This is a genomic window from Armatimonadota bacterium (assembly GCA_031460175.1).
Taxonomy (GTDB): Bacteria; Sysuimicrobiota; Sysuimicrobiia; order Sysuimicrobiales; family Sysuimicrobiaceae; genus Sysuimicrobium; species Sysuimicrobium tengchongense.
Genome location: JAVKGW010000001.1, coordinates 1 through 26,422 on the forward strand (window position 1 = coordinate 1; position 26,422 = coordinate 26,422).

Genomic DNA, 26,422 nt, shown 5'->3' on the forward strand with positions numbered 1-26,422 from the left:
TCTCCGGTATGGGCGGCCAGAATGGCCTCCTTCTGGCGGGGGCTGGCTTTGCTGTCCACGAACGCCACGACCTTCCACCCGCCCTTGAGCACGTTGCCGGGGATGTGGACCGCCAGGGCCAGGGTCAGGCCGGACACGTCGACCCCGTCGATCTCTCCCCGCTCATAGTGAAGGGAGCCGGGAGTCTCAGAACCCTGGCCGCCCTTCCGCGCCACGTCCGCACCTCCCCGGCGGAGTCTCCCCTACGGCTCACGGGCCGTGAACATCACCCACCGGCCTACAAGCCTGCCGCAGAACCCCCTCACGAGCGACGCCCCACGAACTCACTCAGGACCCGCCCGTCGCACCGCGTCGGCCAGTTCGATGAGCACGTTGGGCTCGCTTCCCACCACCCAGGCGTCGTGGCCCGGCGCTATGATGGCCACGTCCCCGGGCCCGAACTCCATCTCCGTGCCATCCCGCATCCGAATCCGCTGACGGCCCGAAAGGAAAATCTTCACATGAAACCGCTCGCAGAACTCCCCGCCTACCACGGGCCTGACATGCTCGGACCACTTCCAGCCCGGTTCCAGCGTCTCCCGGTAGAAGGTCAGCCCGCCCACGGTGACGACGTCAATGCGCCCCTTCTCGAACGGCCGGCGTGTTTCGTCGGCAGTATCAAAACGCTCGCACCTCCCATGCGGAACCTCACTCACACGGTATGCGGGGTTCAGTGCAGGATCTCGATATACACCAGAGGCTCGCTTCCCGCGTTCCAACCATCATGACCGGCAGGTATGGCCACCACATCGCCCGCTCCAAAGCTCACTTCCGTTCCGTCGTTCATCCGGGCACGACCCTTCCCCGAAAGGATGTACATGAGGTGGTCCTTCTCGCAGCTTTCAGTTCCCACCACAGGCTTCAGGTGTTTCGACCATTGCCAGCCGGGCTCGACCGTGATCCGCTGGATCTTCAGTCCCCGGACCGTCACACTCTGAACCTTCGCCTTTTCAGGCGTCTGCGTCTCGTCTGGCTGGTCCAGACTCTTCTTCTCCACCGCCGCCATCCCGTTCACCTCCCTCTGGGCACCTGGAACAGCCATTCCTCCTCTCAAGGCTTCCGTGCGGAGAAGATCACGGACCGGGCCACCGTCGCCTGCCGTTCCGGCGGAATGAGCCGGCGCATCAGGGCAATCAGCTCCGGCGTGAACAGCGGGTACTGTTCGCACTCGTCCACCCCGAAGGGCAGCTCCTCTCCCCGCTGGATGTCCACAAACCCGACCTTCTGCACTTTGCTGGCGAAGACACGCTCCGCCAAAGCCCCCGAGAGTCAACCGGCCCAGGCAGCGGCGCTCATCAGGATCTCCGGGGGGAGGTCCTCGTCCACCACAATGTCCGCCACCACCATGCGCCCGCCCGGCCGCAGGACCCGGTAGATCTCCGCGAAGGCCCGGGACTTGCGGGGCGAGAGGTTGATCACCCCGTTGCTGAGGACCACGTCCACGCTCGCCTCGGGCAGGGGGATGGCCTCCATCTCCCCCAGCATCCACTCGACGTTGGCCACGCCGGCCTCCGCGGCGTGGCGCGCCGCCACCTCCAGCATCTCCGGCAGCATGTCCAGGCCGATGCTCCTGCCGCCGGGCGCCACCGCATGGGCCGCCAGGATGGTGTCGATGCCCCCACCGCACCCCAGGTCCAGGACCACCTCTCCTGGCTGCAGGCCTGCGGCGCGTACCGGGTTCCCCACCCCGAGGGCCTGCTCCACCGCGCCGCGGGGCAGCCGGGCCAGCTGCTCCGGGTCGTACAGCCGCTCGGCCACGCCCGTGGTCGTCCCGACTACCGCCCGGTAAGCCTCGCGCACCAGCCCCTTGATCGTCTCCTGGCCCAGCAGGTCCTCGGGCGGTTGTGCACCCGCGTGTGCGTGCTCCCTCATGCCCCCCCTCCCAACTGGCGGATGAAGTCCTCCAGCTTCGCCCGGGTCTCTGTGGGCAGCTCCACAGCCGCGCCCGGCCGCTGCAACAGCGCCCGCACGTGACGCGCGAACTCCAGCTCCCCGCAACAGTGCCTGCACAACCCCAGGTGCTCCTCCAGCTCCTGTTCCTGCAAACGCTCCAGGTTGCGGTCCAGGTACGCCCACAGGCGCGCCACGGCTTCCCGGCAACTGATCATCTCCCGACTGCCCCCCGGTCAATGAGGTGGTGGCTCACTGCGTGCTCCCACAGCTCCCGTTCCAGCTGCTTCCGTCCCCGGTGCAGCCAGCTGAGTACCGTCCCCACAGGCCGGCCTGTGAATTCGCCGATCTCCCGCGCCGTGAAGCCGTACACATACGCCAGGATGACCGCGACCCGGTGCTGCGGGGCCAGACCCTGCAGGACCTCCAGGATCCGCGCGTCGTCGAACAGCTCCAGGAAGTCCAGGTGCACCCGGTCGGAGTAGGGGAACGGGTCTTCCTCGGCGATCTTGTCAAACAGGTCGAAGTCTTCCTCCACCGAACGGTGCAGGGCGTCGTTCAGCTCCATCCGAACCCGGTCGTAGAAGGCGCTGGTGAGCACCCGGGTGAGCCACCGGCGGGGGTGCTCCCGGTCCCTCAGGCTCCTGAACGCACGGAAGGCCCGAAGTAGGGCGTCCTGAAGGAGGTCTTCAGCAGCGGTGCGGTTCCCGCACAACCGGAGGGCTACCCCGTAGAGGTAGTCCAGGTGGGGCCGGACGCACTCCTCGTAGCCCAAGCCCGGTCCTGCCGCCTCCGCCATCCCGGCTCCCGGTCGTCCGACGTCTACCAACAAAGACGATACGGCGCACCCGTCCGATTGCAAAACGGGAGGGGCTCGGGCTCCAACCGGCTCCCGTCCCTCGACGGGGAGAGCGGTCGTCCTGCTCGAGCCGGGGTGCGAACGGGATTCAGGAAAGCGCCGTCCACCCAGATGGCCCCGGGCGGCCGCGTTGTCGGCGAACCTCACTGCCTCAAGTGTTGGGGCCGCATTCGTCCCCACCAACCCGGCTGGCCCGTCACCCTCCAGTACGCAAGGTTCCTCTACAATTCCAGAAGTCGCACGCTGGGCGTGCCGGCCAGAAGGGCGATGGCCCACACCATCAGGACCAAGCCCACAGGCCTGCTCACCCGCCGCCCCCAGGGGGTGGCCCGCTCGGCCGCCATCACCGCTCCCAGGGCCAGCATCCACCCCAGGTGGCCGACTCCCGCAGCGAACATCACCAGCATGAGGACCCAGCAACACCCGACACACCACTCCCCGTGGCGGACTCCCAGGGCCATCGCCTCGCGCATCGGCCGGAAGCCCCGCCAGTGGCTGGCGATCTGGGTGTAGGGCGACCGACACTGCGTCAGGCACCGGTCCTTCAGGGAAGTGAACTGGTACGCGCCCGCCGTGAGCAACACGGCGGGATACACGAACCCTCCCATCCCAGGGACGCGATCGATCAGGGCGTGGACCAGAAGGTCACCGACGAAAGCGGCCACACCGAACCCCGCCCACACGAGCAGGTACCCTGCGACCAGGCCGGCCACGAGGCGCCCATGTCCGGCTCGCTCCCGGACGAGGATCCCAAACAGGCGCACCAGCGGCAGGCTCCCGGGAAGCATCATCGCGACCGTCATGAGCGTCCAGGCGACAACGAAGATCCCCAGGTGGATCAACAGCTGCACCGAGGCTTCGCCGCCCCCTCGGTGGCCCAGCCAGGCCGCGTGGGGCGACGCGCCCCAGACCCCGAGGATCCCCCACGCCGACGCGATCAGAGCGGCCACGGCACCGCCGTACCAGAGGCGATCTTGCGAGGTCCGAGGCGTGGCCAGCATCGGCGGTTGCTCTCTCACGCGGTGAACCGGAAGCTTCCCAGGATGGCGTTGCGTCCGCTGAACTCCCACCCGATGCGGTGCTGCGGAATGCGGGCCCTCAGCATTGGAGCCTTGCCCACAATGGCCGGCGAGCCCGGAATGGTGCTGAAGACGCTGTCCACCAGCGAGGTGGGTCGGCCCTGGAGGTCGGTGAGGGGCTGCATCTCCCCGGCTACCGCGTCGCCCACCCGGATGTGCCCGCGTCCCTCGGTCATGGCGAACTCGATGGGCACGTCATACACGCCGAGCACCTCGCCCACCAACGTCGCCAGGTCCGCGAGGGGGCCACCCAGCTCTCCGGTATGGGCGGCCAGAATGGCCTCCTTCTGGCGGGGGCTGGCTTTGCTGTCCACGAACGCCACGACCTTCCACCCGCCCTTGAGCACGTTGCCGGGGATGTGGACCGCCAGGGCCAGGGTCAAGCCGGACACGTCGACCCCGTCGATCTCTCCCCGCTCATAGTGATAGGCCACCAATCCGTCGCACTCGCCCCCGTCCGGATCCTCGCCCACCCAGCACGGGCACACCGCCGCGCAGGAACAGGCCTCCAGCAACTTGCCCTCGATCGCGTACCCCACTTCCCTCACCCCCTACGTCCAATTTGAGGTACGACCTGCGCCGTCCCAGCTAGTTTCCCTGCCGAATCGGGGAACTGCCAGCCCAACGCCCTTCAGAAGTACCGTCCCGACGAGGTTAGTTGCCCTCGATTTACCCGAGCGACTCCGCCAGCTGGAAGACGGTCAATCCGGTCCCGCCCGGCAGGATCTGGCGGAACGGGCCGGGTGTTCCCCCCGCCGAGAAGTCCGTGCCGGGGATGCTGAGCGTGTAGCCTTCGATCTCCCCGGTCTGCAGTCCGGCCGGAGGCAGGTTGCAGTAGATGGTCAGCACGCCCCGCGGAAGACTGCCGGAGATGGACGAAGCCGATGGATGTCGATGACGAACTCCCCAATCCCGGCCGCCGCACCACCGTAGGTGCCGATCTCCCGGTAGCTCGACAGCAGCCTGGCCTTCCACGTCCCGGACGCCACGACAGGGAACGGCGCGCTGGCAGCCGGCTGAAAGTGGAAGAAGCTCCCGCCGCCTTCCTCAGAAACTCCCGTCGATCCATCATCCCCCTCACCCCCATCCGGGCCATCGAGGTCGGCGTGTCGCCAGGCCCCTTCCCCGAGCGGTGCATCAACGCACGCGCATCCGGCCCAGCCTCACGAAGCTTGCGTCGTCCCAGGGCCTTCGCAAACGCCGCGACCTTCACGCTCGAGGCCACTCGGTCGTAATCAGCCGCCACCTCCGCCTCCCGGGCTCCCTCGGCGCTCACGGCTCCAGCCTTACCGTCACCGGAACCGCATTCCGGAGGATGTCCAGCACCGGCGAGGTCTTCTGGACGTACTCGCACAGCGCCACGATCTCGTCCCGGGGCGCGTCCGCCTTCACGCGGTACGCCACCCGGATTCCCTGGTACCCGGGCCGCACTTGGTCCGATAGCCCCAGGAAGCCGTGGAGGTCCACGTCTCCGTCCAGCGTGAACTCCAGGCTGTCCACCCGGATGCCTCGGGCGGCCGCGTTGTAGACGAACCCCACCGCAAGGCAGGACGCCAGGGCGTGCAGCACGGCTTCCACCGCGTTGGGCGCCGCGTTCGTGCCGAGCAGCACGGGCGGTTCATCCCCTTCCAGGACGAAGGGCTCGGTACGCGAGGTGTCCTCCTGCCCGGCCCCGTAGAACCCCTGGACCTTGGTCCGGGATCGGCCGCCGCCCACCCACTCGCTGGTCGCGCGGAACGTGAACCGTGCAAGGCCCGGGTTCGCCTTGATGGCCTCCACGGTCTCCACCAGCTGGCCCACATCGACCCCGTTCAGGCTCTTCTTGCCCTCCACGACCCCCACCTCCCCTTTCCTCTCGTATCCGGCTCCTACGGGAAAGGACGACCTCCGCTCCCCGCTTTATTGCGGCCAGCGGGAACGTGGGGCCTCCGCGGCTCTACCCGGTCCCGCGGTCCCTCAAGGATCGGGCAGACGCACGGGATGCCGCTCGTCCGACGCCCGGCCCGCCGCCGCAGGCGCCGGAGCTCGTCCTGCAACGCCTGCAGCGCCTGTAGCCGGGCTTCCACCTCTCGCAGCTTCCGCTCGACCTGGCGGCGGACGTGCTCGCAGGGGACCTGCCCTCGGTCCTTCAGCTCCACGACTTCCCGCATCTCGCGCAGCGTGAACCCTGCCCGTTTTGCGCGCAGCACGAACCGCAACCGCTCCCGGTCCGTCTCTACGTACACCCGGTACCCGGAGGGCGTCCTATGGGGTCGAAGCAGGCCCACCGCCTCGTAGTACCGCAGGGTCCTCGGGTTGAGCCCGAACTCCCGGGCCAGCTCGCCGATGCGCACTCCGCTCTCCGCCTGGGGAACCCCGACTTCCTTCTGGTTCATCCCGCCCCTCCTGCCCCGACATCCGACGTCCCCACCGCTGCGACGCGTGGAGTCACCCTCCCCGCCAGGGATCGGACCAGCACCAGGCTCACGCTCGTCGCCATGGCCAGCATCGCCCACACCGGCCTGACGAGCCCGGACACCGACGCCAACACGCCCACTCCGTTGAACGCCAGGGCCAGGACCACGTTCTGCACGGTCAGGTGGTAGCTGCGCCCCGCGAGCTCTAGCGCTTCCACCACAGCTCCCAGCCGGTCCCCCACCAGCACCACGTCCGCGCTCTCCACCGCCACGTCGGCTCCCGCGCCGACGGCGATCCCCACGTCCGCCTGCATGAGGGCCGGGGCGTCGTTGATCCCGTCGCCCACCATGGCGACCCGCCGGCCTGCCCGCTGCAGCGCCCGGACGACCCCCGCCTTCTGCCCCGGGAGCACCTCGCTCAACACCTCCGGGATGCCCGCCTCCTGTGCCACGGCCCGCGCGGTGCGGTGGTCATCGCCGGTGAGGAGGACCACCCGCAGGCCCCTCCTGCGCAGATCCGCGACGGTGCCCACGGCGTCGGGCTTGAGCCGGTCCGCGACCCCCAGTACCGCGACCGCCTGGCCGTCGACGGCCAGGAGCACCGCGGTCCAGCCCACCTCCCGAAACTCGGCGGCCGCGGCCCGAAGCGGGGAAGGATCGACCCCGCCTTCCACGAGGAACTGCTCGGTGCCCACCAGCACCCGATGTCCCCTGACCTTCGCCGCCACCCCGCGGCCGGGGTGGGCGGTGAACTCCTCCGGCTCCAGCAACGGGATCCCCCGCACCTGGGCGCCGGCCACGATGGCCCTGCCCAGCGGGTGCTCGGAGGGCCGCTCCGCGCTCGCGGCAAGCTGCAACGCATCCTCTTCCGGGATCCCGCGCGTCCAGCATCCCACCAGGTGTGGCCTTCCCTCCGTGAGGGTTCCCGTCTTGTCGAAGACGAAGGTGTCCACGCGACCGAGGAGCTGAAAGGCTTCCCCGGATCGCATGAGGATCCCGCGTCGGGCCGCCTCCCCGGAGGCCCGCACGATGCCGAGCGGGGTGGCCATGCCCAGGGCGCACGGGTATCCCATCACGAGCACGGTGAGAGCCGCCAGCACCGCTCGCGCGGCGTCCGGCCTGCCGCCCGCCACGGCCGCGCCGGCTGTCCACAGCACGAACCCCGCCGCCGCCGCGGCGAACACCCCGGGCACGAACCACAGCAGGACCCGGTCCACGACCCGCAGGACGCCGGGCTTGAGGGCCCGCGCCTCGGCCACGTGACGCACCACGGACTGCAGGAAGCTCTCCGGCCCAACCCGGGCCACGCGGATCACGAGGCTACCCCACCGGTTCAACGACCCGCCCACCACCTCGTCTCCCGGAAGCTTGTCCACGGGGATGGGCTCGCCCGTGAGCAGGCTCTCGTCGACCGCGGAACTGCCTACCACCACCACGCCGTCGGCGGGGATGCGTTCCCCCGGCCGCACCCGCAGCAAGTCCCCCGGTCGCAGCTGGTCCACGGGCACTTCCTCCTCGGCTCCGTCCGGGCGCAGCCTCCACGCGGTCTTGGGCGCCAGGCTCAACAGCGCCCGCACGGACTGCGACGCCCGCACGTGGACCAGCACGGACAGGTACCCTCCCACCAGGTGGAACGCCAGCACGTACACCGTGGCGCCGAAGAACTCGCCCGCAGGGAAGCCCGGGGCGACGAGGCCGGCGGCTCCGCCCACCAGTCCGGCGAGCGCGGCGGATGCGGCCAGCACGTCCTGGTTGAGGATGCCCCGGCGCAGGGACTGCCAGGCGTTGCGCAGGACCCACCGGGCCGGCCCCAAGGCGGCGAAGCCGGCCAGAACACCCATGGCCAGGGCCCGTGCCCGGCTCGGCCCCCACCAGGCGGACGTCAGCATGAGCGCGGAGGCGACCACGAACAGCCCGGCCGCGGTCCATGCGAGGCGTCGTGCGTGCGCAAGCTCCCGTTCCTCTTCCGCGGATCGGCCCGCCTCGTCGGGTGGGTGGACGGTGAACCCGACCGCCTGAAGGGTGGCGGTGACCGCCTCCGGGGTCAGGCGGGCGGGGTCGTACTCCACCAGGGCCTCCTGGTGCGCGATGGAGACGTGCACGGACTCGACCCCGGGAAGCTTCAACACCGCCCGGCGGACGGACTCCACGCACAGGGAACAGTGCATGCCACCCAGCTTCAGGTGCAGCCTGGCCGCGGCCACCGTCATCACCTCCTCGACCAACCTACAACTTCCAGCGGACTGGAAGGTCAAGCCGATCCGCCTCGCCGAACGGCCACGGGCCGTTCGCAGCAGCCCCCGGCGCCTTCCCTGCTCCACCTGTGGCATCCTAAGGGGTGGGCCACGGCATCGCTTGGAAGACTGCCAGCGTCGGTAGGGGCTTTTCGTTCTGAACCATGCGGACGGTTACGTTCACGCTTGCGGGCCAGGACCTGGCGGAAGGCGTATGCCACGACCTGGCCGACCAGCGATGACTTCGCCCGTCCCGCCGAGCCGCACCCAGCCGGTCCGGTTCGTGGTCCTCCTCGGCGTGGTGAGTCTGCTGGCGGACGCCACGTACGAAGGGGCGCGGAGCATTCTGGGGCCGTACCTGCTGGCCCTGGGGGCGACCGCCACGGCGGTGGGGTTCGTCAGCGGCCTCGGGGAGCTGGTGGGCTATGTCCTACGGCTCGTCTCCGGAAAGGTGGCGGACCGCACGCGCCGCTACTGGGCCCTCACCGCGGGCGGCTACACAGTCAACCTGCTGTCGGTACCGCTTCTGGCCGTGGTGGGCCGCTGGGAGATGGCCGGGCTGCTGGTTCTCACCGAGCGCGCGGGGAAGGCCCTCCGCACACCTCCTCGGGATGCCATGCTGTCGTACGCGGCCAGCCGCCTGGGAGCCGGCTGGGCGTTCGGGCTGCACGAGGCCCTGGATCAGGCCGGTGCCGTGGCGGGGCCTCTTCTGGTGAGCGGGGTCCTGGCTGCGGGGTGGGGTCACCGGGACGCGTTCGCGGCGCTCGCGCTGCCCGCGGTCCTGTGTCTGGCCGCGCTCGCCCGGGCGTACCGGGAGTTCCCCGAACCCTCCCGCTTGCAGGAGGCCGCCGCGCCCGCGGACGGGGGTCTGGCGCGTGCTCTCCGGCCGTACCTCGTGGGCGTGGCCCTGGTGGCGGCGGGCTTTGTCGATTTCCCGCTCCTCGCCTACCACTTCAGCCGCACCTCCGCGCTGCCGCCGGCCGCGGTACCCGTGGTGTACGCCCTGGCCATGGCCGCGGACGCCGCGGCCGCGGTGATCCTGGGCCGGTGGTTCGACCGGTGGGGGATGCCCGTGCTTGCCGTGGGCAGCGCAGCCTCCGCCGCCTTCGCCCCTCTGGCAATCTTCGGGGGCCCGGGGGGCGCGGTGGTGGGTGCCGCCGTGTGGGGCGCGGGCGTGGGGCTCCAGGAGTCGGTGCTGCGGGCCGCGGTGGCCCGCCTGGCTCCGCCGGACCGCCGCGCCTTTGCCTTCGGCCTGTTCCAGACGGTGTACGGGGTCGCGTGGTTCGGTGGAAGCGCCCTTTTGGGCCTGCTGTACGACCTGCACCCCGGGGCCCTGGTTGCCTTCGCGGTGGCCACACAGGTTGCGGCCGCGCTCCGGTTCGCCTGGCTGCCGAGGCGAAGGTAAGTTGCCGAAAGGACCGGACGCAGGCGCGGCGAATTCCTCCACCGGGAGGCAGCCGTGAAGCTGAGCGAGGAAGGCCTGCTGCTGCGGATCTACGTGGGGGAGTCCGACCGCTGGCACGACCGGCCGCTGTACGAGGCCATCGTGCTCCGGGCCCGGGAGATGGGGCTGGCGGGGGCCACGGTCCTGCGCGGACTGGCAGGCTTCGGGGCCAGCAGCCGGATCCACACCGCAAAGCTCCTGCGCCTCTCGGAGGACCTGCCGGTGGTCATCGAGATCGCGGACGAGGCCGAGCGCATCGAGCGGTTCCTGCCGGTCCTGGACGAGATGATCGGTGAAGGTCTGGTCACCCTCGAGAAAGTCCGCGTGATCCTGTACCGGCACCGGCCGCAGCCTGCGAAGCGCTGAGCTTCACAGAACTCGGCCCACGAGGACGCCCAGAACCAGCGCCGCGAAGCCCGCCACCGCGCTGCCGAACAGGTTCACCAACCCCGCGCCCCACTGTCCCGCCTCCAGCAGCCGGAAGGTTTCGTACTGCCAGGTGGAGAAGGTCGTGTACGCGCCCAAAAACCCGATGCCCAGCAACACCCGCCATTCTCCGGGCAGAAGCAGCCGCTCCACGGTGACCACCGACAGCACACCCAGAAGGAAGCTGCCCGACAGGTTCACCACCAGGGTCCCGAAGGGGAACCCCGTGTCCAGGCGGCTCACGACCCACCCGTCCACCACGTAACGGGCGAGCGCTCCGAGTGCGCCGCCGAACAGGACGAGAACGTAGCGCATCCTCACACAAAAAACCCCTACCGGTTCCGGTAGGAGCCATCAGCCGCAGGTCGCGGCGGTTATGGGCGAGCCCCATCGCCGCGTAGATTTTGCCGAAGAGGATTCTAGCAGGTCGCACACACCGCGGGCAACCGCGGCGTCCGGACCTCCGAGGATTCCAGGGCGTGTTAATCCTCCCCCGCGCCCGGGTGCCTTCCGCTCCTTTCCAGAAGCGGCGTATGCGCAGTGTGGAGAACGCCCTCAGGCAGCACCAGGGTGAACCGGGCCCCGCCCTCGGGGAGGTTACTGGCCTCCACCCGGCCCCCATGCGCGAGGGCGATGTGCTTGGTGATGGCAAGGCCTAAGCCCGCCCCGCCGGACTGCCGCGCGCGGGAGGGTTCCGCGCGGTAGAACCGCTCGAAGATGCGGGGGAGGTGCTCTGGAGGGATCCCCGGACCCGTGTCCTCCACCACGAAGGCCACCTCCCCTGTCCGACCCTCCGCGCGCAGCCGGACGCTCCCCCCTTCAGGCGTGAACTTCAGGGCGTTGTCCACGAGGTTGGCGAGGGCCTGCAGCACGCGCTCCCGGTCAGCCGTGAGCCGGACGTCCCCGCCTTCCACCAGAAGGCGGATGCGCTTCCGGTCCGCGGCCGGCCCGAACCGCTCGACCACCTCCTTCAGCAGGTCGCAGGCCCTCAAAGATTCCCGGCGCAACCGGACGGCCCCGGACTCCAGCACGGAGAGGTCCAGGAGTTCCTCCGCGAGCCGGCTCAACCGATCCACTTCCTGCACCATCTGTGCCAAGAACCTTCGCGCGAGCTCGGGATCCTCCAATCCTCCATCCTGCAGCGCCTCCGCCATGGCCCGCAGGGACGCGAGAGGCGTGCGCAGCTCGTGGGAGATGTTGGCCACGAAATCCCGCCGGAGCGCCTCCACGCGCCGGAGGTCGGTGAGATCCTGCGTGACCACCACCACGCCTTCTTCCGGTCCCAGAGGCACCGCGGTCACCCGCACCACCTTCCGGTCCGGGACCGCGAGCTCGATCTCCGACCGCTGGCTCACGCCTTCCTCCACACACCGGCGCAGCAGGGCATCCACCTCATGTCGCCGGAACACCGCCATGGGGGAGGCGCCACGGGAGCTCTCGAACCGGAATCCCAGCAGCCGCTCCGCGGCTCCGTTGGCGAGCACGAGCCGCCGGTTCCGGTCAAACACCAGAACGCCCTCCTCCATGGTGTCCAGCACCTTCCGCAGCCGCTCGAACTCCTTCCACGCCCGGGAAAGGGTCTCGGAGAAGTGCCGCGCGGTGGCGTCCACAGCTGCGGCGAGCTCCTCGAGCACGTCCCCGGTGGCGGGTTCCAGGGCCTCCGGCACCGGAGGCAGGGATCGGAGGTACCGGGCGAGCCGTGCACACGCATCTCGTAGCCGCCGCTCCCGAACGCCGGCAAGGAGGAGTCCTGCTCCGCCCCCCAGCCCGAGGAGGGCCAGCAGCCACCCCGGGACCCGGTCCGCCACCAGTGCCCACAGCCCCACCCCCACCAGGGATGCACCCAGAAGAACGAAGAGCGTCCGCACGACTCCCCTATGCCTCCAGCCGATACCCCACGCCCCGCACCGCCACGAGCCGCACCCCAGAACCCGCTTCCCGCAGCTTGCGCCGCAGCCAGGAGACGTGCACGTCCACGGTGCGCTCGTCTCCCGTGTAGTCGTAGCCCCACACCCGCTCGATGAGCTGGTCGCGGGAGAGGACCGCGCCGGCGTTCCGCATGAAAAGCGCCAACAGCTCGTACTCCTTCGGCGCGAGAGGGAGCATCCGATCCCCGCACCGGATCTCGTGCCGTCGGGGATCCAACACGAGATCTCCCACCTGCACGGACTCCGAGGAAGCCCGGCGGTAGCGCCGCAGGGCCGCCCGTACCCGCGCCAGGAGCTCCCGCATGGAGAAGGGCTTGGGGATGTAGTCGTCCGCCCCCAGGTCCAACCCCACCACGCGGTCCGTCTCGTCCGTGCGGGCGGTCAGCAGGAGGATGGGGATGTCCCGCTCCCGCCGGAGCAGGCGGCACACCTCGAACCCGCTCATCTCCGGCAGCATCACGTCCAGGATCACGAGGTCCAGGGGCTCCTGGAGGCCCCGTTCAAGGGCCGAGGCCCCGTCATACGCCTCGATGACCCGGTAACCCTCCCGCTCCAGGGCGAACCGGAGGGCTTCCACCAAGGGCCGCTCGTCGTCCACCACCAGGATCCGGGCGGGCTCGGAGTCCGTCCGCGACTGCATCCCTCCTCGAGCCTACTCCATAGCCTCCACCTCGTCCAGGAACCTCCGGACGCGCCGTCGGAGCGCTTCCCGAACCGCCCGGAAGGCGGCGAGGATCTCTTCTTCCGATCCTTCTGCGGCAGCGGGGTCTGGAATGGACCAGTGCAGGGTCCGGGCGCCGGGGAAGACGGGGCAGCGCTCCCGGACCCGGTCGCACACGGTGATCACCCAGTCGAAGCGCTGGCCGACAAATCCTTCCACGGACTTGCTGGTGTGGTGGGAGAGGTCAATCCCGACCTCCGCCATGACCTGAACCGCGTAAGGGTGCACCCCGCGGGGCTCCGTGCCCGCGCTCGCCACCTCCACCCGTCCCCCTCCCAAGTGCCGCAGGAGCCCCTCCGCCATCTGGGACCGGGCGGAGTTTCCCGTGCACAGAACCAGGACCCGCACCTTACCCGAACCGTCCCGTGATGTAGTCCTCCGTGCGGCGATCCCGGGGACGGGTGAACACTTCCTCCGTAGGTCCGAACTCCACCAGCTCCCCGTCCAGCAGAAACGCGGTGAAGTCCGAGACCCGGGCCGCCTGCTGCATGTTATGGGTCACGATGACGATGGTGTAGTTCTGCTTCAGGTCCTCCATCAGATCCTCGATGCGGGCAGTCGAGATTGGGTCCAGGGCGGAGCACGGTTCGTCCATGAGCAGCACTTCCGGCTCCACGGCCAGGGCCCGGGCGATGCACAACCGCTGCTGCTGGCCGCCCGAGAGCTCCAGGCCGCTTTTGCGGTGCAGGTCGTCCTTCACCTCGTCCCACAGGGCCGCCAGGCGTAAGGCCCGCTCTACCCGTTCATCCAGCTCCCGTCGGCTCAGCCTCCGGTGCAGCCGCAGCCCGAAGGCCACGTTCTCGTAGACAGACTTGGGGAAGGGGTTGGGCTTCTGGAACACCATGCCGATCCGGACCCGGACCTCCACGGGATCCACTCCGGGTGCGTAGATGTCTTGCCCCCGGAAGAGCACCTGGCCTTCCACCCGGGCACCCGGAATGAGGTCGTTCATGCGGTTCAGAGACCGGATGAGGGTGCTCTTGCCGCAGCCTGAAGGTCCGATGATCGCGGTGATCCGCCGCTCCGGGATGTCCAGGCTCACCCCCCGCAGGGCCACCCGATCTCCGTACCGAACCCGCAGGTCCCGGATCTGGAGGACGGGCTCCGTGACCGTCACCGCCCGGTGGGGGATCTGGGGTCGCGTGTCCAGGATCCGCTGCATCCGCTCCTCCTACCCCTGGATGGTCGTTCGATTGCGCAGCCAGATGGCGGTGCCGTTCAGAAAGAGCAGTACGGCCAGCAACAGCAGGATTCCCGCCGCGGCCACCCGGTGGAATTCCGGGTTGGGGAGCGAGACGTAGTTGAAGATCTGGATGGGGAGCACGGTGAAGTAGTCCCAGACGCTTCGGGGCAGAAACGGTACGTACTGCAGGGCTCCCAGCATGATGAGGGGCGCGGTCTCCCCCACGGCCCGGGACAGGCTCAGGATGATGCCCGTGAAGATTCCCGGGGCCGCATACGGGAGCACGTGGTGGCGCACCACCTGCCACCGGGTGGCCCCCAGGGCATACGCCGCCTCCCGCACGGAGAAAGGAACGGCCCGGATGGCCTCCCGGGAGGCCAAGATCACGAGAGGGAGCACCAGGAGGGCGAGGGTCAGCGCGCCCGCGAGGACGCTTTTGCCCATCCGCATCCCCTCCACGAACACTCCAAGCCCCAAGAGCCCGTACAGGATCGAGGGGACGCTCGCAAGGTTCGCGACGTTCACCTCCAGGGCCCGGGTGAGGGGAGAGGGATGTGCGTACTCCTCCAGGTACACCGCGGCGAGCACGCCCAGCGGGAAGGCCACGAGGCTCATGATGCCCACCACGTAGAGGGTCCCCACCAGGGCGCTGGCATAGCCCGCCTGAGCAGGGAAGCGCGAGGGGAAATGGGTAAGAAGCTCCGGCCGCAGGTAAGGTGCCCCGTCCCGGGTGACGTCCACCAGCAGGATCCCCAGGAACACCAGCCCCACCAGGGTGGCCGCCTGGCAGGCCGCCACGAACACCCGGGCCGTCTGTCTCCGCCGCTCCAGTCGCCGGCGCCCGTCGAGGTCTGCGGCCAGCACGCTCACAGGTACCGCTCCCGGAACCGTTGGACCACCCGGAAGCTCAGCAGGTTCATGAGGAGCGTCAGAACGAACAGGAGCATACCCGCGGCAAAGAGGGTTCGGTATTCCACGGACCCGTAGGGGGTGTCCCCCAGGCTCACCTGCACGATGAAGGCGGTGATGGTCTCCACGGTCTCCAGGGGGTTGAAGGTCCAGTTGGGGGTCTGGCCCGCGGCCAGGGCCACGATCATGGTCTCCCCGATGGCGCGGGAAAGGGCCAGCACGCAGGCCGCGGCGATCCCGGAAAGGGATGCGGGGATCACCACCCGCAGGGCGACCTCCATGGGGGTGGCGCCCAGGGCGTAGGCCCCGTGCCGGAGCTCGGCCGGGACCGCCCGCATCACGTCCTCGCTGAGGGAAGACACGAGGGGCAGGATCATGATGCCCATCACCAACCCGGCACTCAGCGCGTTCTGTCCCGCCAGGGCCTGCCCGAAGACGTGATCCTGGAGGAAGGGGGTCACGAAGGTGAGGGCGAAGTACCCGTACACGATGGTGGGAACCCCGGCGAGGAGCTCCAGGGCCGGCTTTACCCTTCGGCGCACGCCCTCCGGCGCGAACTCGCTCAGGTACACGGCGGCAAGCAGCCCGAGGGGGACCGCCACCGCGAGGGCGATGAGGCTGGTGAGCACCGTCCCCGCCAAGAGGGGCAACACCCCGAACCGTTTGGTGCTGTACAGCGGGCTCCAGGTGGTCTCCGTGAAGAACTCCCGCAAAAGCCGCCACGGATTTCCCACGAGATCCGGTCGGGCCTCCACAAACCGCTGGAGGTCCGGCCGACGGGCCGCGAGCTGCGGATCCGCCGCGTGCACGGGAAGCCGGAAGAACTCCACGGTCTCGTAGGCGAGCACCGCGGCGATGGCTACCGTGACCCCCAGGGAGAGCCAGGCACACAGGGCCAGGCCCGCTCCGATGGCGCTCTCCCGGATCCACCGATCGGTCTTGCGCTCTCCCATCCCCCTATATCCCACCCTGCCTGTGTTAATTCCGGGTTAAGAAGATGGGGCGGCGGGGTGGGGGTGCTCCCGGGGGGTACGGGAGCAGGGCGAGGCCGCCGCCCCAGGGCCTCCTCACCGGCAGTGCGCCACGTACTCCCGGTTCACCCGTTCCAGGGTGGCGTGGCCCGCGGCCTTCCCGCCTTCCCGGAAGGCCGTCCCGGCCTTGAGGCGTGCGATGCACTGCCGGGCGGCCGCGTACACCGCCTCGGGGAACTCCACGTACCCCACGGCCCGGACGAGGTTGGTCTTCCTATCCGGCCGCCGGGGGTCGTCCACCTGGAGGTTCACACCCGTCCTCTGGCCCACGTACCAGCTGGCGAACTGCCGCACCTCGGGCTTGGTGAGGGCGCTCGTGCGGTTCAGGTAGATGAAAAGCGGCCGGGTCAACGGGTAGCGGCCCGACTTGGTGTTGTCGAAGGTGGGTTCGATTCCCCGGCACTGGTCGTTGGACGCGAGGTCTGTCCGGTCGCTCGGGTCGATGGCCACACCCTTCACGCGCCCCAGGTTCTCCTCCAGGTACGCCAATCCGAAGTACCCCAAAGCCCCCTCGTCCCGGCTCACGAACTGCACCGTCACGTTGTCGTCCTCGGTGGCCTGGTAGTCGCCCCGGCTGGCCTTGGCGCGGCCGGTGACCATCTCCGTGAAGCTGTCGAAGGTCCCCGAGTCGGCTCCCGCACCCGCCAGCCGCAGCGGCCGGTCGGGGAAGGTCCTGCGGACCTGGCGCCAGCTGGTGATCCGCCGCTCGGCTGCGGGTTCCCAGATGCGCTTCAGCTCCCCCAGCGTGAGGCACGTGGCCCAGGTGTTGCGGGGGTGCACCACCACGCTGAGTCCGTCGATGGCCACGGGGACTTCCACGTAACTCACCTGGTTCCGTCGGCACGCCTCGTCCTCCTCGGGCCGGATGGGACGGGACGCGTCCTGGATGTCCGTGCGGGACTGAGGGCTGTCCGCGCAGAACTTCTTGAACCCCCCTCCGGTCCCGCTGATCCCCACCGTGATCCGGATCCCCCGGCCCTGCACGGTCTTCCGGAACTCCTCCGCCACCGCGCTCGTGAGAGGGGCGACGGTGCTGGACCCGTCAATCACGATGGTCCCGGCTGGACTTGTGGTCCCCCCCGCCCGCTGCTGGGCGAGGCCGAAAGGGGCACCGCTTACGGACATCAGGAGTCCTAAACCGGCCACGAGGAGCTTCCTGATGCTCATGGGGTTTTCACCTCCTCCGGAGATTTCCGCCTTCATCCAAACGCTCGATGGGCCTTGTTAAGAGCCATCTAAGGGCGAGTCAACGGAAGATCAAGTTCCGAACCTCCCTCCTCCCGTGCCCACAGAGCGCATGGCGGTTCAATCTGCTCGGGAGGTTAGAACCCCCGCCGCTGAGGGGTTCAGCCCGGAACCGGCGGGGGAACCTGGAGGGCGCTGAGGGGACCGGGGTAGTGCACCAGTTCCACCCCGGCCTCCTCCAGCAGGCGGGCCGCGGCCGGGTCCGGGTAGTCCCCCGCGTAGACCACCCGCACGAGTCCCACGTTGGCGATCATCTTCGCGCACACAAGGCACGGCTGGTGCGTGGTGTAGAGGGTGGCGCCCGCGATGGCGACCCCGTGATGGGCGGCCTGGAGGATGGCGTTCTGCTCCGCGTGGATGCACAGGCACGTGTCGTGGCCCGTGCCGGAAGGGGCCTCTCCCGCGCACCGGGGACATCCTCCTTCTCCGCAGTTCCGCAATCCCCGTGGCGTGTCGTTGTAGCCCGTGGAGAGCACCATGCGGTCCAGCACGATCACCGCCCCTACCCGGCGGCGCAGACACGTGGAGCGGCTGCTGGCGAGCACCGCCATGCTCATGAAGTAGTCGTCCCAGCTGGGCCGCGTCATCTTGTCCCGAAGAGCCGATCTCCTGCGTCCCCCAGCCCCGGGAGGATGTACCCGTGCGCGTCCAGACCCTCGTCCACCGCCGCGGCGTAGATCTCCACCTCGGGATGGTCTGTGTGAAGCCGGGCGATCCCCTCGGGGGCCGCGATGAGGCACAGGAACTTGAACCGCCTTGCCCCCTGCTCCTTGAGGAGGTGCACGCACGCGGAGGCAGACCCTCCCGTGGCCAGCATGGGATCCAGGATCAGCGCCTCCCGCTGGGCCATGTCCTCCGGGAGCTTCACGTAGTACACCCCGGGGAGCAAAGTCTCCGGATCCCGCTCGATGCCCACGTGGCCCACGCGCGCGGTGGGCAGGAGCTTCACGATCCCGGGCTCCATCCCCAGTCCTGCCCGGAGGATGGAGACGACGGCAAGCCCTGAACCCGCAATGCTCCTCCCCCGCGTGCGCATGAGGGGGGTCTCGACCTCGACCTCCCGCGTGTGCAGGTCCCGGGTGGCCTCGAAGGCCAAAAGCATGCTGATCTCCTCCACCAGCTCCCGGAACTCCTTCGGAGGAGTGCGCCGGTCCCGCAGGAGGGACAGCTTGTGCTGGATGAGCGGATGATCCACCACGCGGACGCTGGACACCGCGCCTCCTACTTCCCCGGGAGGGCCAGGGCCTGGGTCGCCTCCGGCACGTCCTCTGGGTAGACGGGGAAGGTGGAACAGAGCTCATGCACCTCGGCCCGTACGCGGCCTGCCACTTCCGGATCCCCGGGGGCGCAGAGCACCGCGTGGATCCAGGCGGCGATCTGTCGCATCTCGTCCTCCTTCATGCCCCGGGTGGTCACCGCAGGCGTTCCGATGCGGATGCCGCTCGTGACCGTGGGTTTCTGGGGATCACCGGGCACCATGTTCTTGTTCACGATGATGTGGGCCTCCCCCAGGGCTGTCTCGGCCGTTTTCCCCGTGAGGTTGCGGTCGCGCAGGTCCACCAGGAGCAGGTGGTTGTCGGTTCCGCCGCTCGTGATGTGCCACCCGCGCCGCAAGAGCTCCTCCGCCAGGACCTGTGCGTTGCGCACCACCTGGGCGGCATAAGCCCGGAAGGCAGGCTGAGCAGCCTCATGGAAGCACACGGCCTTGGCCGCGATCACGTGCATGAGGGGCCCTCCCTGGGAGAAGGGGAACACCGCACGGTCCACCTCCCGGGCGAGCTCCGCCCGGCAGAGGATGAGCCCTCCGCGGGGTCCGCGCAGGGTCTTGTGGGTGGTGGAGGTGACGAGGTCCGCGTACGGCACGGGGTTGGGGTGCACGCCGCCCGCCACGAGCCCCGCGAAGTGGGCCATGTCCACCATCAGGTACGCCCCAACCTCGTCCGCGATCTCCCGCAATCGGGGGAAATCGTAGGCCCGGGGATACGCGGTGGCACCCGCCACGATCATCCGGGGGCGGTGTTCCCGGGCGAGCCTTGCGATCTGATCGTAGTCGATCCGCTCCGTGCGGGGATCCACCCCGTAGGGGATGATGTGGAACAGCTGCCCGCTGAAGTTCACGGGGCTTCCGTGAGTGAGATGCCCGCCGTGCGCGAGGTCCATGGCCAGGATCCGATCGCCGGGCCGCAGCACCGCGAAGTACGCGGCGAAGTTGGCCTGGGTGCCGGAGTGCGGCTGGACGTTGGCGTGCTCCGCTCCGAAGAGGCGCTTCGCCCGCTCCTGGGCCAGCCGCTCTGCCCGGTCCACGTGCGTGCACCCTCCGTAGTACCGCCGGCCGGGGTAGCCCTCCGCGTACTTGTTGGTGAGCACGCTCCCCTGGGCTTCCAGCACCGCCCGGCTCGTGTAGTTCTCCGAGGCGATGAGGTTCAGCTGCAGCCGTTGCCGCTCCAGGTCGTGCAGGATGGCGTCCGCCACTTCCGGATCGCTGCGCCGCAGGTACCGAAGCACCTCAACCCCTCCGCATGTACTTCTCTTCCAACCGCCGGATCTTCTCCAGTCGCGGCACGTGACGGCCCCCCTCGAACTCCGTGCGAAGCCACGTCTGCACGATTTCCCGCGCCAGCTCCACCCCCACGACCCGGGCGCCCAGGGAGAGCACGTTGGCATCGTTGTGGGCCCGGCTCATGCGGGCGGTGTACGCTTCCCAGCACAGGGCGCATCGGATGCCGGGCACCTTGTTGGCGGCCATGGCCTCCCCGTTGCCGCTCCCGCCGATGACGATGCCCCGGTCGCACTCCCCCCGGGCCACCGCCTCCGCGGCGGGCACCACGAAGTCCGGGTAATCCACGGGGTCCTCTCCGAACGCCCCGAAGTCCACCACCTCGTGGCCCAGGGCGGTGAGGTCCGCCTTCAGGATCTCCTTCAGGGCGTATCCCGCGTGGTCGCTGGCGATGGCGATCCGCATCCTGTCCGCTCCTTCGCCGCGGCGTCTAGGGGTTCCTGCGCCCGCCGGGCCACCATCCCGCCACCACCCGCTCCAGTCCCGCGAGGTCTCGCTCCACCCGGACCCCCTCAAAGCCCGCCTCGCCCATCATGCGGGCCACACGGCCGGGCTGATCCCACTTCGGACTCACCTCCAGGGCCAGGAACCCTCCCGGGTACAGAACCCGCGGGGCCTGCGCAAGGATGCGGGCGTGCACCTCGGTTCCCGTGGGCCCCGGCGCGAAGAGGGCGATGGGGGGCTCCGCGAGCACCTCCCGGGGAAGCTCCGCCCGGGCCTGTGGGGGGACGTAGGGAGGGTTGCTGACCACCGCGTGCGCCCGCACCCCCCGTTCCTCCGCGGGCGCCAGCGCATCCCCCAACAGGAACCGCACGCGCCCCTCTACCCCGTGGCGTCGGGCGTTCCCCTGGGCCACCTCGAGGGCTCCGGGGGAGATCTCCGTGGCGTACACCACCGCTTCCCTGCGGTGGACCGCGATGGCGACCGCCACCGCCCCGCTTCCCGTCCCCACCTCCACCACCACGGGTTCGGGGACCCCACGGATCGCTTCCAGGGCGAGGTCCACCAGCAACTCCGTCTCGGGTCGGGGGATGAGGACCCGTTCGTCCACGAGGAACGGAAGCCCGTAGAACTCCCGCTCCCCGAGCAGGTAGGCGGTCGGTCTTCCCGCGCCCCTCGCTTCCAGGAGCCGCACGTACCGGGCCCAGACTTCCGGAGCGGGCGGCCGCGTCCACCGGACGTAGAGGCATGCCCGGTCGAGTCCGGCCGCGTGACGCAGCAGCACCTCCGCTTCCAGCTCCGGGTTCTCTACTCCACAGGACGCCAGGTGCTCCCGACCCAGGAGGTAGGCCTCGCGGAGGCTCGCGGGAACGGGGATCACCGCCATGGCGCTGCCCCGCTCACGGGGCGCCCGCGGCCGCCCGGGCCTCCGCCAGCTTCGCGGCCCGCTCGCGGGCCAGAAGGGCCTCCACGAGCTCATCGAGATCTCCGTCCAGGACTTCCTCCAGCCGGTACAGGGTGAGGCCGATGCGGTGGTCCGTGACCCGGTTCTGCGGGAAGTTGTACGTGCGGATCTTCTCGCTGCGCTCGCCGGTGCCCACCTGCTGGCGCCGCTGGGCCGCGATCTGCTCCTGCTGCTCCCGCTGGCGGCGTTCCAGCAGGTGCGACCGGAGGATGCGCAGGGCCTTCTCCCGGTTCTGGTACTGGCTGCGTTCGTCCTGGCAGGTGACCACGATCCCCGTGGGCAGGTGGCGCACCCGGACCGCGGTCTCCACCTTGTTCACGTGCTGCCCGCCTGCCCCGCCCGCCCGGAAGGTCTCGAGCTCGATCTCCTCCGGCCGGATCTCCACCTCCACCTCCTCCGCCTCCGGGAGCACCGCCACCGTGGCCGTGGAGGTGTGGATGCGGCCTGAGGCCTCCGTGACCGGCACCCGCTGTACCCGGTGCACCCCGCTTTCGTGCTTGAGCCGGCTGTACGCTCCCTTCCCCGCGATCCCCAGGGTGGCGGACTTCACCCCGCCCAGGTCGCTGGGTTGCAGGTCCAGGATCTCCACCTTCCACCCCTTGCGCTCCGCGTACCGGGTGTACATCCGCATCAGATCCCCCGCAAACAGGGCCGCTTCCTCCCCGCCGGTTCCGGGCCGGATCTCCAAGATCACGTTCCGGTCGTCGTACGGGTCGCGGGGCGCCAGGCGCTCTTCCAGGCGGGCCCGCACCTCCGTCTCCTCACGGCGCAGCCGCTCCAGCTCCGCCTCCGCGAGCTCCCGCACCTCCGGATCCGCATCGCGTCGCAGGGTCTCCGCTCCTTCCATCTCCCGCCGGATGCGGCGCAGCTCTCGGATGAGGGCCACGAGCTCTTCCAGCTCCGCGTGCTCCTTCGCCAGCTCCCGGTACCGGGCCGGATCGGAGAACACCGCAGGGTCGCTCAGCCGCTCGGTCAGGGCCTCGTAACGGGCTTCGTATGTCTCCAGATGTCTCCAGTCCAGCATTCCCTACACCACCGTCCGCTCCAGCACTCCCTCCTCCCGGAGGAGGACGTTCTCCAGGGCCCGGATGGCCACCTCCACCTGGGCATCGTCCGGCTCCCGGGTGGTGAGGTGCTGTAACCAAAGTCCCGGCCAAATCAGGGGCCGGACCCACCGGGAACGGGCCCCTGCCCGGATCACCTCGTAGCTCAGCCCCGCCACGAGGGGCAGGAGCAGCACCCGGGAGGCGATCCGCTCCCACAGCGGCGGCTTGCCCAGGAGGGAGAAGACCATCACCGCCACCCCCATCACCACCAGCAGGAAGGAGGTGCCGCAGCGGGGGTGGAACCGGCTCTGCTTCTGGACCTCCGAGACCACGAGGGGCACACCGCGCTCCCATGCGTTTACCGCCTTGTGCTCCGCCCCGTGATACATGTACACCCGGCGCAGGTCCGGGAGCAGGCCCACGAGCCCGATGTACAGAACGAGGATCGCCACCCGGATGCATCCCTCCGCGAGGTTAAAGGCCACGGGGGGAAGGTCGTGGCCCACCCACCGGACCAACACGGTGGGCGTCACGAAGAAGAGCCCCACCGCGACCCCCAGCCCTCCCGCCAGGCTCAGGGCGACCTCCCGACCGGAAAGTTCCCGGCCGGCCTGCTCGGAGACGACCTGGTTCGCGGAGTACAGGAGGGCCCGGATGCCGAGGCTGAGGGCCTCGTACAGCACCACCACCCCGCGCACCACGGGGAGCCTGGCCCAGCGGCTCCGCACCAACAGGCTCGGACGGTGGTAGACCTCCTCCACGATCCGGCCCTCCGGCGCCCGCACCGCGGTGCTCACCCAGCTGGGGCCCCGCATCATGACCCCTTCCAGCACCGCCTGCCCGCCGATCATCAGGCGCACGGATCCCCGCATCCCGTAGCATCCTAACACCCGCGGGGCAGGCAGTGGGATCCCTTATCGGAGGTAGCGGAGGGGATCCACGGGTTGACCCCGGACCCGCACCTCGAAGTGCAGGTGGGACCCCGTACAGGCACCGGTGCATCCCACCGCGGCGATTCGCTGGCCCTGCTGCACCCACTGGCCCGGCCGCACGAAGAGCCGGGAGGCGTGTCCGTAGAAGGTCTCTAGACCCCCTCCATGATCCAGGACCACCAGGAGCCCGTAGCCTCCGTACCACCCCGCATGGCGCACCCGGCCCGAGCGGGCTGCGTGAATGGGCGTTCCCCGAGGGGCCGAGATGTCAATGCCGTCGTGGTGGCGGCGCCAGCGTCTGCCGAACCGGCTCGTGATCACCCCCCGCGCGGGCCACAAAAACCCGACCCTCCGCCGCACGACGGAAATCTGCGTGGAAGTCCCGGAAGCGGGGATACGCAGGCGCTGCCCCGTCCGCAGCCGGTCGCTTCGAAGGCCGTTGGCGTCCATCAGGGCTTGAACCGTGACTCCGTAGCGCCGGGCGATGAGCCACAGGCTATCCCCGGGCCGCACGGTGTACACCCGCAAGCCCTCCTGCCCTCCCGGCGGGGCAGGGGGGTGAGAGGGGAACACGGCGGGCTGCGAAATGCCCCTCCCCGGAATCCGCAGGACCTGGCCGATCCGGAGAACCTGGGTCGGCTTCATCCCGTTCGCCGCAGCGATGGCCTCCACCGTGACCCCGTAGCGCCGGGCAAGATCCCAAAGGGTATCCCCGGGCCTGACGATATGGACGAGTGGGGGAACCCGGCCGGGGGTCGCCCCGCGAGAGGTATCAGGGAATCCGAGGACCAGCAGGCATAGGCACAGAACCACCCACGCTCCCTTCCGCATCGCCCGACCTTCGCCCGGGGAGTTTTGTCTGAACTGCGAAAGATTCTAACAAAGTCTCCGGGCCATGCATAGACCCTGGAACAAGGTCCTCCCTAGGTGTGCTGGGCAGGCGTCTATGGTTAAGGGAGCCGGTGGGTGCGGAGGTACTCCGCGAGGCCCACCAGACCCAAAAAGAGTCCGGCGAGGGAGGCGGCGTAGGCGGAGAGGGAGAGGAGGAGGTTTTGGGGGATCAGCCGGAGGGTGGTGAGGAAGAGCAGAGACCAGGAAGCGAGCAGGATCCCCAGGCCGAGGGCCACGAGCCGCAGGGAGCGATTCACGGACCGCTTCGGGAGGCGGGCTCGGGCTGCCTCTCCTCGCTCAGCAGCCAGCATTGGGCCAGGTGGCCGGGAGAGGCCTCAAACTCGGGCGGGACGAGCCGGTCGCACATCCCGGGAATCCGGGCCGGGCAGCGGGGGTGGAACCGACATCCGTTAGGGGGTCGCAGGAGGCTCGGGGGTTCCCCGGGCGGGACCGGGCGCAGCCGCTGGGCGTTTCGGGGATCCGGATCGGGGATCGCCGCGAGGAGTGCCTGGGTGTAGGGGTGCCGGGGGTTGCGCAGGAGTTCCTCTACCGGGGCCTGCTCCACGATCCGGCCCGCGTACATCACGAAGACCCGGTCGCAGAAGTACCGCACCGTGGAGAGGTCATGGGTGATGTAGAGGATGGTGAGCTGGTGGACCCGCTGCAGGGCCCGCAACAGCTGCAGGATCTCCACCCGCACGGAGGCGTCCAGCATGGAGACGGGCTCGTCCGCGATCAGGAGTCTGGGATTGAGGATCTGGGCCCGGGCGATCACCAGCCGCTGCTGCTGCCCGCCGCTCAGCATGTGGGGATACCGGGGCAAGAACTCCTCTACGGGCACAAGCCCGACTTCTTCCAGCACCGACCGGATTCTGTGGATCCGCTCCCGAGCGGGAACGCCGTGGATGCGGAGGGGTTCTTCCAGGATGCGCCGCACGGTCAAGAAGGGGGCCAGGGCTCCGTAGGGATCCTGCTGCACGTATCCCATGCGCGAACGTGCCCAGCGGAGATGCCGGCGCAGGGGTCTTCCCTCGAAGAGGATCTCTCCCCGGGTGGGAGGCACGAGCCCCAGCAGGGTCTTCGCGAGGGTGCTCTTCCCGCACCCGCTCTCCCCCACCACCGCCACCGCCTCCCCCCGCCGCAGCGCGAAGGTCACCCCATCCACGGCCCGCACCCACCCCACGTGCACGAATCCCCATCGCCGCAGCTCGAACCAGGTATGCAGGTCCCGCACCTGGAGGACGTCATCCCCCACGACTCCCCTCCCACAGCCAACACTTTACCCACCGGTCCCCGTCCACCCAAAACCCGGGAGGGTCCACCGCGCACCGGTCAAAGCGGGCTGGGCAACGGTCCGCGAACCGGCAGCCCGCGGGCGGCCGGATGAGGCTCGGCGGCCGGCCCGGGATGGGTGCGAGAGGCCGATCTCCCCGGAGAGTGGGCACGCTCCCCAGCAGCGCCCGGGCGTAGGGGTGGAGGGGTGCGGTGAAGAACTGCGAGGCGGAGCACCGCTCCACCACCTGTCCCGCGTACATCAGCACCACCTCGTCCGCGAGCTCGCTCGCGGTGGCAAGGTCGTGGGTGATGAAGAGGAAACTCGTTCCCAGCTCCCACTTGATGGTTTTCAGGACGTTCAGGAGTGCCGCCTGGGTGAGCACGTCCAGAGCACTCGTGGGCTCGTCGAGGATCACCAGATCCGGCCGGAGCACCAGAGCCTGGGCTAGGGCGACCCGTTGTCGCATGCCGCCGCTGAGCTCGAAGGGATAGCGGTCCACGAAGTCCAGGGGCAAGCCCACCAGCCGGAACGCCTCCTCCACCAGAGGCCGCGCCTCCGTGGCCTTCCCCGCGAGCCCGTGCAGGAGAAGGGGCTCCGCCACCTGGTCCCCCACCCGGAGTACGGGGTTGAGGGCGTTCTGGGCCGCCTGCGGCACCAGGCTCACCCGACGCCAACGCACCTCCCGGCGAAACCGCTCCTCCGGCATCTGCAGCAGCTCCAGCCCGTCCAGGTACACCCGGCCGGAGTAGGTGTGCACGTTGCGGGGCAGCAGCCGCAGGATGGCCCGGGCAAGGGAGCTCTTCCCGCACCCGCTCTCCCCCGCCACCACCAGGGTCCGACCGCGCCGGAGCTCGAAGCACACCCCATCCACGGCCTGCACGGGTCCCTGGGAGGTGCGGAAGTAAAGGCGCAGGTCCTCCACCCGCAGCAC

34 protein-coding genes and 1 riboswitch are annotated in these 26,422 nt (G+C 69.6%); of the genes, 2 read left to right on the top strand and 32 right to left on the bottom strand.

Going from position 1 to position 26,422, the window contains the following annotated elements; translation table 11 throughout:
- From QN206_00005 to QN206_00065, 13 genes are all read right to left on the bottom strand, one after another.
- A partial coding sequence (locus QN206_00005) for a DUF1326 domain-containing protein (protein ID MDR7613190.1) occupies positions 1-215 on the bottom strand: 215 nt, incomplete at its 3' end.
- 108 nt (positions 216-323) lie between these two features.
- Positions 324-602 carry a cupin domain-containing protein gene (locus tag QN206_00010; protein MDR7613191.1) on the bottom strand — a complete coding sequence of 93 codons (279 nt, stop codon included), beginning with the start codon at positions 600-602 and terminating at the stop codon, positions 324-326.
- Between the two features lie 107 nt (positions 603-709).
- Positions 710-1,045: a cupin domain-containing protein gene (locus QN206_00015; protein ID MDR7613192.1), complete on the bottom strand. Its 336-nt coding sequence runs from the start codon at positions 1,043-1,045 to the stop codon at positions 710-712.
- Positions 1,046-1,089: 44 nt separating this feature from the next.
- Entirely contained in the window at positions 1,090-1,296 is a 207-nt protein-coding gene (locus QN206_00020; GenBank protein MDR7613193.1) for a hypothetical protein, read from the bottom strand.
- 12 nt (positions 1,297-1,308) lie between these two features.
- On the bottom strand, positions 1,309-1,911 hold the full coding sequence (locus tag QN206_00025) for a methyltransferase domain-containing protein (GenBank protein ID MDR7613194.1): 603 nt from the start codon (positions 1,909-1,911) through the stop codon (positions 1,309-1,311).
- Entirely contained in the window at positions 1,908-2,147 is a 240-nt protein-coding gene (locus tag QN206_00030) for a zf-HC2 domain-containing protein (protein MDR7613195.1), read from the bottom strand. Before QN206_00030 ends, QN206_00025 begins: the two co-directional genes overlap by 4 nt.
- Positions 2,144-2,728, bottom strand: a complete 585-nt coding sequence (locus tag QN206_00035) for an RNA polymerase sigma factor (GenBank protein ID MDR7613196.1) — start codon at positions 2,726-2,728, stop codon at positions 2,144-2,146. Before QN206_00035 ends, QN206_00030 begins: the two co-directional genes overlap by 4 nt.
- A gap of 281 nt (positions 2,729-3,009) precedes the next feature.
- On the bottom strand, positions 3,010-3,789 hold the full coding sequence (locus QN206_00040; GenBank protein MDR7613197.1) for a DUF2182 domain-containing protein: 780 nt from the start codon (positions 3,787-3,789) through the stop codon (positions 3,010-3,012).
- Between the two features lie 14 nt (positions 3,790-3,803).
- Positions 3,804-4,415, bottom strand: a complete 612-nt coding sequence (locus QN206_00045; protein ID MDR7613198.1) for a DUF1326 domain-containing protein — start codon at positions 4,413-4,415, stop codon at positions 3,804-3,806.
- Positions 4,416-4,536: 121 nt separating this feature from the next.
- Complete coding sequence (locus QN206_00050; GenBank protein ID MDR7613199.1) at positions 4,537-4,716, bottom strand: hypothetical protein; 180 nt, start codon at positions 4,714-4,716, stop codon at positions 4,537-4,539.
- 423 nt (positions 4,717-5,139) lie between these two features.
- Positions 5,140-5,700 carry an OsmC family protein gene (locus QN206_00055; protein ID MDR7613200.1) on the bottom strand — a complete coding sequence of 187 codons (561 nt, stop codon included), beginning with the start codon at positions 5,698-5,700 and terminating at the stop codon, positions 5,140-5,142.
- Between the two features lie 35 nt (positions 5,701-5,735).
- Positions 5,736-6,242, bottom strand: coding sequence for a heavy metal-responsive transcriptional regulator (locus tag QN206_00060; GenBank protein ID MDR7613201.1), 507 nt, complete (start codon positions 6,240-6,242; stop codon positions 5,736-5,738).
- A complete protein-coding gene (locus QN206_00065) occupies positions 6,239-8,473 on the bottom strand; it encodes a cation-translocating P-type ATPase (GenBank protein MDR7613202.1) in 2,235 nt (744 codons plus the stop codon). Before QN206_00065 ends, QN206_00060 begins: the two co-directional genes overlap by 4 nt.
- A gap of 262 nt (positions 8,474-8,735) precedes the next feature.
- Between QN206_00065 and QN206_00070 the strand changes: the two genes are divergently transcribed.
- Together QN206_00070 and QN206_00075 are read left to right on the top strand one after the other, a co-directional pair.
- A complete protein-coding gene (locus QN206_00070) occupies positions 8,736-9,902 on the top strand; it encodes an MFS transporter (GenBank protein ID MDR7613203.1) in 1,167 nt (388 codons plus the stop codon).
- Between the two features lie 54 nt (positions 9,903-9,956).
- A complete protein-coding gene (locus tag QN206_00075; protein MDR7613204.1) occupies positions 9,957-10,307 on the top strand; it encodes a DUF190 domain-containing protein in 351 nt (116 codons plus the stop codon).
- A 3-nt stretch (positions 10,308-10,310) separates the two neighbouring features.
- Here QN206_00075 and crcB read toward each other — a convergent pair whose 3' ends face one another.
- The 19 genes from crcB to QN206_00170 form a co-directional block, all read right to left on the bottom strand.
- The gene (gene crcB / locus QN206_00080; protein MDR7613205.1) at positions 10,311-10,682 is read right to left on the bottom strand and encodes a fluoride efflux transporter CrcB; all 372 of its coding nucleotides are present in this window, start codon (positions 10,680-10,682) and stop codon (positions 10,311-10,313) included.
- Between the two features lie 23 nt (positions 10,683-10,705).
- A riboswitch (Fluoride riboswitch) is annotated at positions 10,706-10,771 on the bottom strand.
- A gap of 78 nt (positions 10,772-10,849) precedes the next feature.
- Positions 10,850-12,235 (bottom strand): ATP-binding protein, encoded by a 1,386-nt coding sequence (locus QN206_00085; protein ID MDR7613206.1) that lies wholly within the window; start codon positions 12,233-12,235, stop codon positions 10,850-10,852.
- 7 nt (positions 12,236-12,242) lie between these two features.
- The gene (locus QN206_00090) at positions 12,243-12,935 is read right to left on the bottom strand and encodes a response regulator transcription factor (protein MDR7613207.1); all 693 of its coding nucleotides are present in this window, start codon (positions 12,933-12,935) and stop codon (positions 12,243-12,245) included.
- Positions 12,936-12,947: 12 nt separating this feature from the next.
- A complete protein-coding gene (locus QN206_00095; GenBank protein MDR7613208.1) occupies positions 12,948-13,364 on the bottom strand; it encodes an arsenate reductase ArsC in 417 nt (138 codons plus the stop codon).
- A 1-nt stretch (position 13,365) separates the two neighbouring features.
- Positions 13,366-14,178: a phosphate ABC transporter ATP-binding protein PstB gene (gene pstB, locus QN206_00100; GenBank protein ID MDR7613209.1), complete on the bottom strand. Its 813-nt coding sequence runs from the start codon at positions 14,176-14,178 to the stop codon at positions 13,366-13,368.
- A 9-nt stretch (positions 14,179-14,187) separates the two neighbouring features.
- Positions 14,188-15,069 carry a phosphate ABC transporter permease PstA gene (pstA, locus tag QN206_00105; protein MDR7613210.1) on the bottom strand — a complete coding sequence of 294 codons (882 nt, stop codon included), beginning with the start codon at positions 15,067-15,069 and terminating at the stop codon, positions 14,188-14,190.
- Complete coding sequence (gene pstC, locus QN206_00110; protein ID MDR7613211.1) at positions 15,066-16,061, bottom strand: phosphate ABC transporter permease subunit PstC; 996 nt, start codon at positions 16,059-16,061, stop codon at positions 15,066-15,068. The genes pstA and pstC overlap by 4 nt, the downstream gene beginning before the upstream one ends.
- Before the next feature lie 114 nt (positions 16,062-16,175).
- Complete coding sequence (locus QN206_00115) at positions 16,176-17,306, bottom strand: PstS family phosphate ABC transporter substrate-binding protein (GenBank protein ID MDR7613212.1); 1,131 nt, start codon at positions 17,304-17,306, stop codon at positions 16,176-16,178.
- 179 nt (positions 17,307-17,485) lie between these two features.
- Positions 17,486-17,971, bottom strand: a complete 486-nt coding sequence (locus tag QN206_00120; protein MDR7613213.1) for a cytidine/deoxycytidylate deaminase family protein — start codon at positions 17,969-17,971, stop codon at positions 17,486-17,488.
- Positions 17,968-18,597, bottom strand: a complete 630-nt coding sequence (gene upp, locus QN206_00125) for a uracil phosphoribosyltransferase (protein MDR7613214.1) — start codon at positions 18,595-18,597, stop codon at positions 17,968-17,970. Before upp ends, QN206_00120 begins: the two co-directional genes overlap by 4 nt.
- 8 nt (positions 18,598-18,605) lie before the next feature.
- Positions 18,606-19,889, bottom strand: coding sequence for a serine hydroxymethyltransferase (gene glyA, locus QN206_00130; GenBank protein ID MDR7613215.1), 1,284 nt, complete (start codon positions 19,887-19,889; stop codon positions 18,606-18,608).
- 1 nt (position 19,890) lies between these two features.
- Positions 19,891-20,346 carry a ribose-5-phosphate isomerase gene (locus tag QN206_00135; GenBank protein ID MDR7613216.1) on the bottom strand — a complete coding sequence of 152 codons (456 nt, stop codon included), beginning with the start codon at positions 20,344-20,346 and terminating at the stop codon, positions 19,891-19,893.
- A 25-nt stretch (positions 20,347-20,371) separates the two neighbouring features.
- A complete protein-coding gene (gene prmC, locus QN206_00140) occupies positions 20,372-21,361 on the bottom strand; it encodes a peptide chain release factor N(5)-glutamine methyltransferase (protein MDR7613217.1) in 990 nt (329 codons plus the stop codon).
- Positions 21,282-22,370 carry a peptide chain release factor 1 gene (gene prfA, locus QN206_00145; protein MDR7613218.1) on the bottom strand — a complete coding sequence of 363 codons (1,089 nt, stop codon included), beginning with the start codon at positions 22,368-22,370 and terminating at the stop codon, positions 21,282-21,284. Before prfA ends, prmC begins: the two co-directional genes overlap by 80 nt.
- A gap of 3 nt (positions 22,371-22,373) precedes the next feature.
- Positions 22,374-23,264, bottom strand: coding sequence for a DUF1385 domain-containing protein (locus QN206_00150; GenBank protein MDR7613219.1), 891 nt, complete (start codon positions 23,262-23,264; stop codon positions 22,374-22,376).
- Between the two features lie 42 nt (positions 23,265-23,306).
- Positions 23,307-24,155, bottom strand: coding sequence for a M23 family metallopeptidase (locus tag QN206_00155; GenBank protein ID MDR7613220.1), 849 nt, complete (start codon positions 24,153-24,155; stop codon positions 23,307-23,309).
- 119 nt (positions 24,156-24,274) lie between these two features.
- A complete protein-coding gene (locus tag QN206_00160) occupies positions 24,275-24,472 on the bottom strand; it encodes a hypothetical protein (protein MDR7613221.1) in 198 nt (65 codons plus the stop codon).
- Positions 24,469-25,470, bottom strand: a complete 1,002-nt coding sequence (locus QN206_00165) for an ABC transporter ATP-binding protein (GenBank protein MDR7613222.1) — start codon at positions 25,468-25,470, stop codon at positions 24,469-24,471. Before QN206_00165 ends, QN206_00160 begins: the two co-directional genes overlap by 4 nt.
- Positions 25,460-26,422, bottom strand: a complete 963-nt coding sequence (locus QN206_00170) for an ABC transporter ATP-binding protein (protein MDR7613223.1) — start codon at positions 26,420-26,422, stop codon at positions 25,460-25,462. The genes QN206_00165 and QN206_00170 overlap by 11 nt, the downstream gene beginning before the upstream one ends.

Coding starts and splice junctions, on each gene's coding strand:
- QN206_00115 (MDR7613212.1), bottom strand. CDS start 17,306: ATGAGCATCAGGAAGCTCCTCGTGGCCGGTTTAGGACTCCTGATGTCC.
- QN206_00120 (MDR7613213.1), bottom strand. CDS start 17,971: ATGACGCGGCCCAGCTGGGACGACTACTTCATGAGCATGGCGGTGCTC.
- QN206_00090 (MDR7613207.1), bottom strand. CDS start 12,935: ATGCAGTCGCGGACGGACTCCGAGCCCGCCCGGATCCTGGTGGTGGAC.
- QN206_00065 (MDR7613202.1), bottom strand. CDS start 8,473: ATGACGGTGGCCGCGGCCAGGCTGCACCTGAAGCTGGGTGGCATGCAC.
- QN206_00150 (MDR7613219.1), bottom strand. CDS start 23,264: ATGCGGGGATCCGTGCGCCTGATGATCGGCGGGCAGGCGGTGCTGGAA.
- prfA (MDR7613218.1), bottom strand. CDS start 22,370: ATGCTGGACTGGAGACATCTGGAGACATACGAAGCCCGTTACGAGGCC.
- QN206_00015 (MDR7613192.1), bottom strand. CDS start 1,045: ATGGCGGCGGTGGAGAAGAAGAGTCTGGACCAGCCAGACGAGACGCAG.
- prmC (MDR7613217.1), bottom strand. CDS start 21,361: ATGAGCTCGTGGAGGCCCTTCTGGCCCGCGAGCGGGCCGCGAAGCTGG.
- QN206_00025 (MDR7613194.1), bottom strand. CDS start 1,911: ATGAGGGAGCACGCACACGCGGGTGCACAACCGCCCGAGGACCTGCTG.
- pstC (MDR7613211.1), bottom strand. CDS start 16,061: ATGGGAGAGCGCAAGACCGATCGGTGGATCCGGGAGAGCGCCATCGGA.
- QN206_00070 (MDR7613203.1), top strand. CDS start 8,736: ATGACTTCGCCCGTCCCGCCGAGCCGCACCCAGCCGGTCCGGTTCGTG.
- QN206_00035 (MDR7613196.1), bottom strand. CDS start 2,728: ATGGCGGAGGCGGCAGGACCGGGCTTGGGCTACGAGGAGTGCGTCCGG.
- QN206_00155 (MDR7613220.1), bottom strand. CDS start 24,155: ATGCGGAAGGGAGCGTGGGTGGTTCTGTGCCTATGCCTGCTGGTCCTC.
- QN206_00135 (MDR7613216.1), bottom strand. CDS start 20,346: ATGCGGATCGCCATCGCCAGCGACCACGCGGGATACGCCCTGAAGGAG.
- QN206_00030 (MDR7613195.1), bottom strand. CDS start 2,147: ATGATCAGTTGCCGGGAAGCCGTGGCGCGCCTGTGGGCGTACCTGGAC.
- crcB (MDR7613205.1), bottom strand. CDS start 10,682: ATGCGCTACGTTCTCGTCCTGTTCGGCGGCGCACTCGGAGCGCTCGCC.
- QN206_00040 (MDR7613197.1), bottom strand. CDS start 3,789: ATGCTGGCCACGCCTCGGACCTCGCAAGATCGCCTCTGGTACGGCGGT.
- QN206_00060 (MDR7613201.1), bottom strand. CDS start 6,242: ATGAACCAGAAGGAAGTCGGGGTTCCCCAGGCGGAGAGCGGAGTGCGC.
- pstB (MDR7613209.1), bottom strand. CDS start 14,178: ATGCAGCGGATCCTGGACACGCGACCCCAGATCCCCCACCGGGCGGTG.